The following is a 12,453-nucleotide window of genomic DNA, read 5'->3' as shown; positions in this document are numbered from 1 at the left end:
GGATCGATGAGCAAAGGGCGCGAAGCGATACTGGCGCTGGCCGACGGGCGAATTTTCCGCGGCCGCGCATTCGGCGCGGTGGGTGAGACCGTGGGCGAAGCGGTCTTCAACACCGCGATGACCGGCTACCAGGAAGTGCTGACCGACCCGTCGTACAAGGGCCAGCTGGTCTGCATGACTTATCCGGAAATCGGCAACGTCGGAATCAACGCCGAGGATGCAGAGTCGCGGCGCGTGTACGTCGAGGGTTTCATCGTCAAGGAATACTGGGAGCGGCCGTCGAACTGGCGCTCGGAGATGGCGCTTGGAAAGTACCTGGAAGAGGCAGGCGTGGTCGGTATCGAAGGTATCGACACGCGCGCGCTGGTCCGACATTTGCGCACGCGCGGCGCGCAGGAAGCGGTGATTTCGAGCGTCGATCTGGACGCCGACTCGCTGGTGCGCAAGGCCAAGGCGTCGCCGGGAATGATCGGCCGCGATCTCGTGAAAGAGGTCACCTCCACCGAGGCTTACGATTGGGACTTCGGCGATTGGAAATTGGGAAGCGGCCACGTCCGCATGAGCCACGAAGCGATGCGCGATGCGCCCACGATTGTCGCGCTCGACTACGGGATCAAGCTGAACATATTGCGCCGGCTGGTCGCGACCGGCTTTCGCGTGAAGGTGATCCCGGCGACCTCGAGTGCCGACGAGATCCTCGCGCAGAACCCCGACGGAATTTTCCTGTCGAACGGGCCGGGCGACCCTGCGGCGCTGCCGTACGCTTACAAAGCCATCGCGGGCGTGCTCGGCAAGAAGCCGGTGTTCGGCATCTGCCTTGGCCATCAGTTGATCGGGCTGGCGCTGGGCGGCAAGACTTACAAGCTCGACTTCGGGCATCATGGCGCCAATCATCCGGTGATGGACTTGCGCACCCGGCGCGTCGAGATCACGGCGCAGAACCACGGCTTCGCCGTCGATGACGAGTCGTTGAGAAGACGCGCGACGCTTTCGCATCTGAACCTCAACGACAACACTGTCGAAGGCCTGCAGGGAACCGGAGTGCCGTTCTTTTCCGTGCAGTACCATCCCGAGGCCTCGCCGGGGCCGCACGATTCGAGCTACCTGTTTGCGCGATTCAAAAAACTGGTCGAAGCGTTCCCGCGTTACGGCGCGCAGGCGCTGGACCGAATCCTTGCCGCCGAGGCATCGGCGCAATGACCCGATCAACGCATCGACTCGATCCAGCTTCGAGATATTGGGACAACCAAGTTGCCGCTTCGTAAAGATTTGAAATCGGTGTTGCTGATTGGCTCGGGGCCAATCGTCATCGGGCAGGCGTGCGAGTTCGATTACTCGGGCACGCAGGCGGTCAAGGCGCTGCGCGAGGAAGGGCTGCGGCTGGTCCTGGTCAATTCGAATCCGGCGACGATAATGACCGACCCGGACCTGGCGGATCGCACCTATGTAGAGCCGATGACGCTGGCGGTGCTGACGAAGATCATCGAGCGCGAACGGCCCGACGCGATCCTGCCGACGGTCGGCGGGCAGACCGCGCTGAACCTGGCGATCGAGCTTGCCGAGGCGGGCGTACTCGATCGATTCAAGTGCGAACTTATCGGGGCGAAGCTCGGCGCGATCAAGAAGGCCGAGGATCGCGACCTGTTCAAGCAGGCGATGCTGAAAATCGGGCTCGAGGTGCCGCGTTCCGCCATTGCGCGTTCGTCGGCCGACGCCGACGCGGTGCTGGGCGAGCTTGGCCTGCCGGTGATCATCCGGCCGTCGCGAACGCTGGGCGGAACGGGAGGCTCGATCGCCCGCGAACTCGACGACTATCGCGCCAAGGTGGCGTACGGGCTTGAACAATCGCCGAGCCACGAAGTGCTGATCGAGCAATCGGTCGAAGGATGGAAGGAATTCGAGCTCGAGGTGATGCGCGACACGGCGGACAACGTCGTGATCATCTGCTCGATCGAAAATCTGGATCCGATGGGCGTGCACACCGGCGATTCGATAACGGTGGCGCCCGCGCAGACGCTGACCGACAAGGAATACCAGATCATGCGCGACGCGGCGATTCGCATCATCCGCGAAATCGGCGTCGATACCGGCGGATCGAACATCCAGTTTGCGATCGAACCCAGGACCGGACGGATGGTCGTGATCGAGATGAATCCGCGCGTGTCGCGCAGTTCGGCGCTGGCGTCGAAGGCCACCGGATTTCCAATCGCCAAGATCGCGGCGCGGCTGGCGGTGGGCTACCGGCTCGACGAGATTCCCAACGACATCACGCGCATGACGCCGTCGTGCTTCGAGCCGACGATCGACTACGTGGTCACCAAGATTCCGCGCTTCACGTTCGAGAAGTTTCGCGGCGCGGCCGACGAGCTGGGGCCGCAGATGAAGTCGGTCGGCGAGGCGATGGCGATCGGGCGGACCTTCAAGGAGTCGCTGCAGAAGGCGCTGCGCTCGCTCGAAATAGGCTCGCACGGGCTGGAGAGCGGGCTCCCACAGCCGCCGAGCGGTCATGCGACGGCGCAGATCCGCGCTCAAGTCGGGATCGCCAGCAGCCATCGCCTGTACCATCTGGCGGACGCTTTGCGGCTGGGAATAACGCGGGCGGAAGTTTACCAGTTGAGCAAGATCGATCCGTGGTTTATCGACGCAGTCGCGGATCTGGTGGCGGAGGAAAAGCGCGTCGCGCGCGAGCCGCTTGGCGCGGCATATTTCCGGGAGTTCAAGCCGATGGGATTTTCCGATCGGCGAATCGCGGAACTGCGCGGAATCGATGAAGCTGCGGTGGCGTCGGCGCGGCGCCAGGCGGGAGTACTTCCGGTTTTCAAATCGGTGGACACCTGCGGCGCGGAATTCGAGGCGTTCACGCCGTACCTCTACTCGACTTACGAAGGCGAGGACGAGGCGCCGCCGACCGCGCGCAAGAAAGTGATCATTTTGGGCGGCGGGCCGAACCGCATAGGACAGGGTATCGAGTTTGACTACTGCTGCGTGCACGCAAGCATGGCGCTCAAAGAGGGCGGCTTCGAAACGATCATGGTGAACTGCAACCCCGAGACTGTCTCGACCGATTACGACATCTCGGATCGTCTGTACTTCGAGCCGCTGACGTTCGAGGACGTGATGGCGATCGCGGAGCGCGAGAAGCCGGTCGGCGTGATCGTGCAGTTCGGCGGGCAGACACCGCTCAAGCTCGCGGTGCCGCTGGAGCGGGCGGGCGTGCCGATTCTGGGGACGAGTCCCGATGCGATAGACCGCGCCGAGGATCGCGAGCGATTCAACGCGATGGTGACGCAGCTGGGGCTGCGCCAGCCCGAGGGCGTGTTGGCGCGCGGGCTGGAGGATGCGATCGCGGGCGCATCCAAGGTCGGCTACCCGGTGCTGATCCGGCCGTCGTACGTGCTGGGCGGGCGCGCGATGGAGGTGATCCCGAACGAAGAGGAGCTGCGCCGATACGTGACGCAGGCTCTACAAGCCTCCGAGCGGCATCCGCTGTTGATCGATCGCTATCTGCAAGGCGCTATCGAAGTGGACGTGGACGCGATCGCCGACGGCGAGACGGTCGTGATCGGCGGAATAATGGAGCACGTCGAGCACGCCGGGATTCATTCGGGCGACAGCGCGTGCGCGATCCCGCCGACCACGCTGAGCGCCGCGATCCAGCAGCAGCTGATCGCGCAGACCAAAATGCTAGCGCGCGAACTCGGCGTGATCGGGTTGATCAATATCCAGTACGCGATTTACGAAGGCGAAGTTTTTATCCTGGAAGTCAATCCGCGCGCGTCGCGCACGATTCCGTTCGTCAGCAAGGCGATCGGCGTGCCCCTGGCAAAGTATGCCGCGCTGGTGATGGCGGGGAAGAAGCTCGGCGAAATTGGTTTCACCACGGAACGCGTGCCGACTCACGTTGCGGTCAAGGAGTCGGTGTTTCCGTTCGGGCGATTCCCGGGCGTCGATACGATTCTGGGACCGGAGATGAAATCGACCGGTGAAGTGATGGGAATCGACACGACGTTCGCGATGGCGTTTGCCAAGGCGGAGCTGGCTGCGTCGTCTAATCTGCCCGACGCCGGGCGGGTGTTCATCAGCGTCCGCGACGAAGACAAGCGATACCTAGAGCCGATAGCGCGCGGGCTCGCTGCGATGGGATTCGGTCTGATCGGGACGCGCGGGACCGCGAAGCATATTCAAAATCTCGGACTCGATTGCGAACGCGTCAACAAGGTGCTCGAAGGCAGCCCGCATATAGTGGACGCGATGAAGGATGGGCGGGTTGCGATGGTCGTCAACACGCCGGACGCGAGCGGCACGAAGGATTCGTTCTCGATTCGGCGCACCGCGCTGGAGCTTCGGCTGCCGTATTTCACGACGATGGCGGGGGCGAAGGCGGCGGTCGAAGGAATCTTCGCACTGAAGCACGAGCCGCTCGAGGTGCGCGCGCTGCAGGATTACCATCGGCAGGGGTGACCCCTGCACTCAATGTTAGGAAAAGATGCGGCCTGACGGCTTGTCAGAAGCGGTACTAGGGCACAAGCGCGGGGCGCTTCAGATCGATAGCCCGCTTGCCGCGATGGCGGGGATCGGTCCCAAGCGCGCGGCGGCTCTGGAAGCGCGCGGGATCGTGACGGCAGGCGATCTCGTTTTTCATTTGCCGGCGCGTTACCAGGATTGGCGCGAGCGGACGCCGCCTGATGATCTGCGCGCCGGGAACATCGTCGTCGTCGAAGGCGACCTCGGCAAGATTTCCGAGCGGCCGATGCGCGGCTCGCGGTGGCGCCGGCTCGCGTCGGGATGGCTCACCGTGGGCGAGATGCGGATTCGGGTCGTGTGGTTCAACCTGCCCGCTTACATGCGCGGCTATCTTCCGGGCGGCGAGCGTGTGTTGGTTCGCGGGCGAGTGGCGGCGGGACTCGACGGCGGAATCGAGATAGTGCAACCAGAGTTGCATCCGCTGTCGGATGGTGAGCCGAAGGCGATCCGCCCGGTTTACCGTGTCCCTTCGATAGTCGGGCAACGGCTGTTCGCGAGTCTGGTGGCGCGCGCGCTGGCCGAGACGGGCAGCTCGATCCGCGGAGCGATCCCCGACGAAGTGCGCAGCGAAGTTCCGGCGGTTCGCGACGCACTCGGCTACATTCACGATCCGCCGCCCGATGCCGACTTCGATGCCCTGGCCAACGGAGAATCGCGCGGCCATCTGGCGCTCGCATTCGATGAACTGTTCGCGTTCGAGCTGGCGCTTTCGATTGAACGCATCCGCAGCGCGCGCCGCAGCGGAATAGCGCTCGCTGGCTTCAGGAGCCTCAGCGCGAGGATGACGGAGGATCTGCCGTTTGTGCTGACCGGGTCGCAATCGCGCGCGATAGAGGAAATCGGCGCCGATCTGGCGCGGCCGAACCAGATGAACCGGATGCTGATGGGCGACGTCGGCAGCGGCAAGACGATTGTTGCGTTCTGGGCGATGATCCGGGCGGTCGAATGCGGGCATCAGGCGGCGATGATGGCGCCGACGGAACTGCTCGCCGAGCAGCATTACCGGGGATTCGCGCGCGTGTGCGGGCGGCTCGGAGTAAAGAGTGCGATCCTCACGGGGAGCGTGACCGGTGCGGCACGCAGCGAGATTTTGCGCGAACTTTCAACCGGCGAAACCGGCGTCGTGTTCGGAACGCATGCGCTGATACAGGAGCGGGTGCGAATGCGCGGCCTCGCGCTCGGCGTGATCGATGAGCAGCATCGATTCGGCGTTTTCGATCGCGCGAAGATGAAAGCATTGGGGCCGAAGGCGAATCTGCTGATGATGACGGCGACGCCGATCCCGAGAAGCCTGGCGATGAGCCTGTTCGCAAATCTCGACGTATCATTTCTCGACGAGCTGCCGGCGGGGCGGACGCCGATCGCGACCGAGATTCACACTGAGGACGATATCGCGCGCGTGCATGAGGAGCTGCGCGCCGAGATCGACGGCGGTGGACGCGCGTACTACGTCGTGCCGTTTATCGAGGGCGACGAAGACGAAGCCAAGTCGGTATCCGCCACGGCGGCGCGGCTTAAGAAGGGGGTGTTGCACGGCGCGAGAATCGGCACGATGCACGGACGGATGGTGACCTCGGAAAAGGATCGCGCGATGCGTGAATTTCGCGACGGCGCGATCAACGTACTGGTCTGCACGACGGTGGTAGAAGTGGGAATCGACGTGCCGGAGGCGACGATAATCGTGGTGGTCGCGGCGGAACGCTACGGCCTGGCGCAATTGCATCAGCTGCGCGGCAGGGTGGGGCGCGGCGAGAAGCCGTCGCGATGCTGCCTGGTGGCGTCGAGCGACGCGGACGAACCGGCGCTGGAGCGCCTCGCGGTCATGCGCGAGAGCATGACGGGCGCGGAGGTCGCGGAGGCCGACTTGCGGCTGCGCGGTCCGGGCGATTTGCTCGGCGCGCGGCAGACCGGGGCGCTGCCGCTGCGCTTCGTTCATCTGATTCGCGACCATCGCACGATCGAACGCGCGCGCAAGCTGGCTGACGACTGGATCCGGCGCGATCCGTCGCTGGCGAGCCGGGAATCGGAAGGCGCGCGGGCGGCGGTCAGGAAAATGCTGGCGCTGGGGTTCAGTCTGGGCGACGTAGGGTAGGGCGGAGCCCTATTGAGCGGCAGCCGCGGCGGAGGTCTTGATACGCGCGGCGGCGCCGCCTGATTCGATCGCGCTGGCGCTCCAAATGGCAGGCGCGAGAGTCTCGAAATAATTCGCGCCCGGCCCGATCACGACCAGCACTGCCTTCGAGCGGGTATCGATGCGATGCGGGGTGGAGGCGCCGAGCAAGCGATCGAGCAAAGCCTGATAGACGGCGGCGAAATGGCCGGCAGTCTGCTCGTCGCTGAACGCGAGCATCCAGATCACGTTCACGCTGCCGCTCTGCTGCAGGATGATCATGCGGTCCGCGGTCCATCGCGAGGCGAGTCCGACTTCGCCGGATTGTTTGCCCAGATTGCGCTCGAGGATCACCCGCAGGAGCAGCTCGCCGTAAGTATCGTCGTCGGCTTTTTTCCAGCCGCTCATGATCCGGTCGTACCCGGCGAGCTCGATTCGCGGCTGGGGCGTGGGGCTGTCGAAGTAGAGCGCGGGATGCAGAATCTGGTGGCTCGACTGCGGCGGATTGCGATAGAGCGCATCGACGCCAAGCCATCCACCGCGGCGATAAGCCTCGGCGACGAAGCGGACGCCGTCCGAATATTGGAACAAGAGTGGAACGCTGAGGCCCTCGGGCGTGCCGGGCGCCTGCGCGGCGAGCGCTTGCGGGAGTTTCTTGAGACTGTCAACGAGCGTGTCGGCGACGCTGTTGTCCATCCTGCCCACCACGTAAGCGAATCCGGCGATGGTCGCATCTCCTTCCGCGACAGACTTGAGCGCGAGCGCGCGATCGTCGTCGTCCTTGGCCTTGTCGAGGCTCGATTCGAGATCAAAATTCTGATCCTGGAGCGCATGCGTCAATTCGTGCGCGAGCAGCATCTCGCCGACGACGTCGCGCTGAATCATGAACTGGGCCGCGCTGTTCCAGAGGCCAACATCGGCGCCGCCTTCGACCAGAACCATTTCCTTGCCGTGCGGATCGTAAAAGCCCGCCACCTGGCTCTTGAGCAGCTTGAGCGACGCGGCCTTGAGATCGATCCCCGCGGGAAAAAGACCGGTGAGTGCGCCGGCGACGGCGTCGACCTTGAGCTGGTTGTCGGTGTAGTCGCGCATCAGGTCGGCCTCCATCATGGCCTCGGCCTGGTCGGGAGATTTGACGACGAGCGGGACCGGTTGCTTGAAGCGAAGCTGGCGAACGACCTGGATGCCGGTCTCGATTTTTGCGGCCTGCTGCGAATTAATCCGGTCGCCGTTGACCAGCGAGTAGGCGCATCCCCAGAAAAGGACCAGGGCGATGACAGCGCAGATTGGCCACCAGAGCCGTCGTGTGAAGTAGATGGCTCGGCTGGTCATTCGGTGACGATCACGACTGGAAATCCAAAACGAGCGGCGGCGGACGCGCGCGCCTCGGCGGCGGAGCGAGTCGCGAAAGCACCCATCCGCACACGGTAATAGCGGCGATGGTCGGCATCAAGCCGATCGACATGAACGTCGGAGTAGGAGGCGGCCAATTTGCGTCGCAGCTGCTCGGCGTTGCGTTGTTCGGAAAATGAACCTACCTGAACGAAGTAGCGCAGTGGCGCGCCAACTTCGCGCGAGCCGGCCGGCTTGCTGATCAGCGAAATACGAACCCGCGCGGTGCCCTGGTCGAGCATCCCGATCATGCGCGCCGCCTTATGCGAGAGATCGATCTTGCGCCCCTTCAGGAACGGTCCGCGGTCGGTAATCGTCACTTCGACGGACCGGCCGTTGTCGAGATTCGTGACCATCACGCGGCTCCCCAATGGAAACGCGACGGAGGCCGCGGTAAGGTCCTCCTGGTCGTAAACCGAGCCGTCCGAGGTTTTGTGACCGTGGAATCCCGGCCCGTACCACGACGCCATCCCGACTACCTGCGGCGTCGGAGTTGGCTGCGGCACGACGGGGGCAGGTGGAGGACTCGGGAGTTGGACGGGACGGGAAAGCGAGCAGGCGGCGAAAAGCGCGCTCATTGCGATCGTCAAAGCGATCCGGCGGACGGCGCCGTGGTTTCCAATGCCAGACACGTCAGCTAACCCGGGTCAGATTATAAGAGCCCAGCGTCGGCGGCATAAGGCCGCAGCATGTTTACCGATGTCGACCGAGGCGCTTCGAGAGCCGTCGATGGCGTGGTAGCATCTCGGATGTTTAACCCAACCGCGGGATAAGGGCTGCGATGCTGCGCACGAGGCAGGAACTTGAGGAAATAGAGGCGCGGACGCTGGCGCCGTATGCGATGGCGTCGCGGGCCAGTCGCGGGCGCCGCTTCCCGGAACCCGAGCATCGGATTCGCACCGCCTTTGCGCGCGACCGCGACCGGGTTATCCATTCGGCCGCGTTTCGACGCCTGGAATACAAAACCCAGGTCTTTGTCAATCACGAGGGCGATTACTACCGCACCCGGCTGACGCATACGCTCGAAGCCGCGCAAATTGCGCGCACGGTAGCGCGGGCGCTGGGTCTCAACGAGGAACTTGCAGAGGCGGTAGCGCTGGCGCACGACCTGGGGCATACGCCGTTCGGCCACGCCGGGGAGAAAGTGCTCAACGAGCTGATGGCGCCGTACGGCGGCTTCGATCACAACGCGCAGAGCTTGCGCACCGTGGACTGGATCGAGATCCGCTACCCGAATTTTCGCGGACTCAATCTGAGCTTCGAGGTGCGGGAGGGAATCGTCAAGCATTCCCACTTCCAGGATCGTCCGGCAGCGCAGGAGTTTGACGTGAGCACGTACCCATGCCTGGAGGCGCAAATCGTCGACCTGGCGGACGAAATCGCGTACCTGGCGCATGACGTTGACGACGGATTGAAGGCGCAGATGCTGACGGTCGACGAACTTAACCAGTCTGCTCTGTTCAGAGAATCGGCGGCAGCGGCGCGCGGCGCGGACCCGGCGGCCGAGATGCGCGTGATCCGCTATCAGACGGTCATCAGGATGATCGACGCGATGTCCACCGATTTGATGACCAACCTCGCCGGCGAACTGGAGCGCAACAAGATCCGCAGCGTCGAGGACGTGCGACAAGCGGGGAGGGCGCTGGCGTCTTTCGGCGCCGCGGTGGGCGCGAAGGTCGAGGAAATCAAGCAGGTCATGCGCGATCGCCTCTATCGGCATTACAGGGTCAGCCGAATGACCGAGAAGGCGGGCAGGGTGCTGGCGCAGCTTTTCGAGACCTACATGACCGAGCCGCGCCAGATGCCCGAGCACGTGGTCGCGCGCGCGGAGCGCTACGGCGAGCCGATTTCACGTGCGGTGGCGGACTACATAGCCGGGATGACGGACCGCTTCGCGCTCGACGAATATCGCAAACTGTTCGATCCCAATGAACGCGTCTGACGGACAGAAGCCACCGAGAAAGATGCGCGCGCGGCGATCGCTCGTGATCCGGCGAAACGATCACGTCGGCGACCCGGTCGGGATGGCATTCCTCGAGTCGCCGGAGACCAACGGCGATGCGGTTCTCGAGCGGCTGCGCGAATACCTCGGCGACAAGCTGAAACTCGTCAAGGCGGAAGTATCGCACGGCGAGATCACGGTGGAAGTCGAATCGCGGGGATGGACCGAGGAGGGCGCCCGAATGGCCGCCGCCGCGCGCGATCTATATCAGAAGGGAGCCAGACGCGGGGCGTTGTCGATGTATCGCGACGCGCTCGAACTCGACCCGCTGAACGCGGAGGCGATTTTAGGACTTGGTTTTGCGCTTGCCAATCAGGAAAAATATGCGGAGGCGTTCGCTGCGCTCAAGCGCGCGCGTGAATTCGGCGCCGACGGCATCGAGCTGCTGATCGCGATGGGGCGATGCGCCGTGGGGTTGGAGCGAGGCGCCAATGCGATTGCGTATTACGAGGAAGCGTTGAAGATCGAGCCACGCAACTTCGTAGCGCGCAGGGCGTTGCGCGCGTTGGGGCACAAGCCCGCGACGCCCGCTAAGGAAGCCGCCGCTGTACGCAGCGGCCGGGATTAGCTAAAACTGTGCCAAACCGGCATTTTCTTTTTCACGGTTAACTGGGAGCATCCATTGCCAATCGTCAAGATCGTTTATTGCATCAGCAAGCTGCCGCATCTCAGCAATGAGGAATTTCATCGCTACTGGCGCGACATCCACGGTCCGATCGCGGGCCGGATTCCAGGCTGCCGCAAGTACGTTCAGAGCCACACGATTCATCGCGCGCTCGGGGCGCGCGAGCCTGCGTTCGACGGCGTCGCGGAATTGTGGTTCGATGATTGGAAGGCGCTGGAGGCTGCGATGGCGACCCAGGAAGTCGCAGCCGCGCTGGAAGACGAACGCAAGTTTATCGACCATTCCCGCACCGCGTTCTTCGTCGCCGAAGAACATCACGTAATCTGAGCCGGATAGAAAAAACACTCGAAACGGGGAGCGTTGGAGCACTCAATGATTTCAGGCCTTTTTCGGTTTTCAGGCATGCCGCGTAGTGGGGATTAGGTGAATGTTGACACTCACGGAATATGTTAATAATTAAGCATGTTTTCAAGGATTCTGACCTCCGCGGGTAAAATCGGATCACTAGTAGCGCATCTGCGGCGCGGGCGCGAGCAGTCCGGCGACGGCGTCCAGCATGATTTTCAGCAGGATTTTCATTTGGAACACGCCATAGTCGGCGTGTACTGTCGGATGCACTATGAATCCGGCGCGAGCTTGCGAATTCGAGTCCCCATTTGAAGCGGAGCCAGATCGAAGGATCGAACTAATGCGCTTTACGCTTTATTACGACGGGCCGTTAAGGTCGGCTGCAAAGCAGTCTCGACTTGAAGATAAACAAAATATCCGCCGCATCTTACACGCTCAACTCTTACAGCTTTTTCGTACTCATCCGGGCTTGCCAAAATTCAGCACAGGACGCCGGAACGTGGCAAATGTTTCCATGATGCCAACCGTGATCGGCGCCCTGTCAGATTGGGCGGATTGGCCCAAATGGCAATGGCCTTCTGAAGTCTGGCCTGAACCTTGGCGGGAACAGGATGCGGTCACACGGATCGGAAATTTACATTTCGTGCCGTTGATCAGGGCCAATCTCGGTCTTACTTGCGAGTTAGATATTTTATTTTTGAGGAAAGGAAGGCCAGGTTCTATCTTTGGTACGGAGGGAGATATTGATAATCGACTACTTACGCTCGCTGATGGCTTGCGGCTTCCGAAACATGAAAGAGAACAAGCTTATGTGATCAAGGATAGTTCTCTGAGCCGAACCAGTCCGATCTTCTGTTTGCTGGAAGATGATTCGCTTATCACCCGGTGGAATGTCCGCGCTGACCAACTTCTCGATCCCGTCCGTGCTTCAAATAATGACAATGTCCGGCTCGTTATCGATGTGACAACGAAAATCGCCAACATGACTTGGGCAACAATTCCGCTTGCGGGCGATTAGTCATGCTCGCCTTTGGCCAGGCACCCGTTGAGCGTGGCGGCAGCCTCCTGATCTGGTGTAAGGGTCTCTCCGTATATTTGAGTTATCAACGCCTCGCCAATGTTCCTCAGTTTTGGTGCCAGGGTGGCGACCGAAGCCCGGAGCGCATCGGAACTGATCCCGCTATCCCGTTGCTTGGTAATTTCCCGCGCCAAGTCCGCTGCTGCGTTGCAAGTCGCCAACTTGTCCGAGTTTCCGGCCAAAACGGATACCGGGGAAAGCGCCAATACCGCCGCGATGATGCCGAGCACTTTCAGCTTTCCCATATCAACGCTGAGACCGAGATGAATTGGTCACGGTTCTCGTATCTTGGAAGCCGCATTGTTTACATTTCAAAAAGTGTTGCCGCGCCCCTAAGTGCCCCAACGGGCCCGCGTCTGGTTCTGATCTTTCGA

General features: G+C 62.3%; 10 protein-coding genes. 7 read left to right on the top strand and 3 right to left on the bottom strand.

Features of this window, described 5'->3' with window-relative positions:
* Positions 1-6: 6 nt before the first annotated feature.
* Genes carA through ABSB13_RS04820 form a run of 3 tightly spaced genes read left to right on the top strand, consistent with a single transcriptional unit; the run spans position 7 to position 6,616 of the window.
* The gene (carA, locus tag ABSB13_RS04830; RefSeq protein ID WP_428105941.1) at positions 7-1,200 is read left to right on the top strand and encodes a glutamine-hydrolyzing carbamoyl-phosphate synthase small subunit; all 1,194 of its coding nucleotides are present in this window, start codon (positions 7-9) and stop codon (positions 1,198-1,200) included.
* 51 nt (positions 1,201-1,251) lie between these two features.
* Positions 1,252-4,461, top strand: coding sequence for a carbamoyl-phosphate synthase large subunit (carB, locus tag ABSB13_RS04825; RefSeq protein ID WP_428105938.1), 3,210 nt, complete (start codon positions 1,252-1,254; stop codon positions 4,459-4,461).
* Positions 4,462-4,486: 25 nt separating this feature from the next.
* Positions 4,487-6,616 carry an ATP-dependent DNA helicase RecG gene (locus ABSB13_RS04820; protein WP_428105936.1) on the top strand — a complete coding sequence of 710 codons (2,130 nt, stop codon included), beginning with the start codon at positions 4,487-4,489 and terminating at the stop codon, positions 6,614-6,616.
* Between the two features lie 9 nt (positions 6,617-6,625).
* Here ABSB13_RS04820 and ABSB13_RS04815 read toward each other — a convergent pair whose 3' ends face one another.
* Both ABSB13_RS04815 and ABSB13_RS04810 read right to left on the bottom strand, forming a co-directional pair.
* Complete coding sequence (locus ABSB13_RS04815) at positions 6,626-7,966, bottom strand: hypothetical protein (RefSeq protein WP_428105934.1); 1,341 nt, start codon at positions 7,964-7,966, stop codon at positions 6,626-6,628.
* Positions 7,963-8,604: a septal ring lytic transglycosylase RlpA family protein gene (locus ABSB13_RS04810; RefSeq protein ID WP_428105931.1), complete on the bottom strand. Its 642-nt coding sequence runs from the start codon at positions 8,602-8,604 to the stop codon at positions 7,963-7,965. The genes ABSB13_RS04815 and ABSB13_RS04810 overlap by 4 nt, the downstream gene beginning before the upstream one ends.
* Before the next feature lie 203 nt (positions 8,605-8,807).
* On the opposite strand from ABSB13_RS04810, the gene ABSB13_RS04805 reads away from it, so the two are divergent.
* The 4 genes from ABSB13_RS04805 to ABSB13_RS04790 all read left to right on the top strand — a co-directional run bounded on the left by ABSB13_RS04805 (position 8,808) and on the right by ABSB13_RS04790 (position 12,019).
* Entirely contained in the window at positions 8,808-9,968 is a 1,161-nt protein-coding gene (locus tag ABSB13_RS04805) for a deoxyguanosinetriphosphate triphosphohydrolase (RefSeq protein ID WP_428105929.1), read from the top strand.
* Positions 9,969-9,990: 22 nt separating this feature from the next.
* Positions 9,991-10,596: a tetratricopeptide repeat protein gene (locus tag ABSB13_RS04800; RefSeq protein WP_428105927.1), complete on the top strand. Its 606-nt coding sequence runs from the start codon at positions 9,991-9,993 to the stop codon at positions 10,594-10,596.
* A 54-nt stretch (positions 10,597-10,650) separates the two neighbouring features.
* A complete protein-coding gene (locus tag ABSB13_RS04795; protein WP_428105925.1) occupies positions 10,651-10,980 on the top strand; it encodes an EthD domain-containing protein in 330 nt (109 codons plus the stop codon).
* Positions 10,981-11,341: 361 nt separating this feature from the next.
* A complete protein-coding gene (locus ABSB13_RS04790) occupies positions 11,342-12,019 on the top strand; it encodes a hypothetical protein (protein WP_428105923.1) in 678 nt (225 codons plus the stop codon).
* Here ABSB13_RS04790 and ABSB13_RS04785 read toward each other — a convergent pair.
* Positions 12,016-12,324 carry a hypothetical protein gene (locus ABSB13_RS04785; RefSeq protein WP_428105921.1) on the bottom strand — a complete coding sequence of 103 codons (309 nt, stop codon included), beginning with the start codon at positions 12,322-12,324 and terminating at the stop codon, positions 12,016-12,018. The two genes, ABSB13_RS04790 and ABSB13_RS04785, sit on opposite strands and share 4 nt — an antisense overlap.
* Positions 12,325-12,453: the final 129 nt, after the last annotated feature.

The sequence above is a fragment of the Binatus sp. (SeqCode) genome (assembly GCF_050013435.1).
Taxonomy (GTDB): Bacteria; Desulfobacterota; Binatia; order Binatales; family Binataceae; genus Binatus.
Note: the sequence above shows the minus strand (reverse complement) of the source record. Positions and strands in the feature narration are given on the sequence as shown.

Coding starts and splice junctions, on each gene's coding strand:
- carA (WP_428105941.1), top strand. CDS start 7: ATGAGCAAAGGGCGCGAAGCGATACTGGCGCTGGCCGACGGGCGAATT.
- ABSB13_RS04820 (WP_428105936.1), top strand. CDS start 4,487: ATGCGGCCTGACGGCTTGTCAGAAGCGGTACTAGGGCACAAGCGCGGG.
- ABSB13_RS04815 (WP_428105934.1), bottom strand. CDS start 7,966: ATGACCAGCCGAGCCATCTACTTCACACGACGGCTCTGGTGGCCAATC.
- ABSB13_RS04810 (WP_428105931.1), bottom strand. CDS start 8,604: ATGAGCGCGCTTTTCGCCGCCTGCTCGCTTTCCCGTCCCGTCCAACTC.
- ABSB13_RS04805 (WP_428105929.1), top strand. CDS start 8,808: ATGCTGCGCACGAGGCAGGAACTTGAGGAAATAGAGGCGCGGACGCTG.
- ABSB13_RS04800 (WP_428105927.1), top strand. CDS start 9,991: ATGCGCGCGCGGCGATCGCTCGTGATCCGGCGAAACGATCACGTCGGC.
- ABSB13_RS04790 (WP_428105923.1), top strand. CDS start 11,342: ATGCGCTTTACGCTTTATTACGACGGGCCGTTAAGGTCGGCTGCAAAG.
- ABSB13_RS04785 (WP_428105921.1), bottom strand. CDS start 12,324: ATGGGAAAGCTGAAAGTGCTCGGCATCATCGCGGCGGTATTGGCGCTT.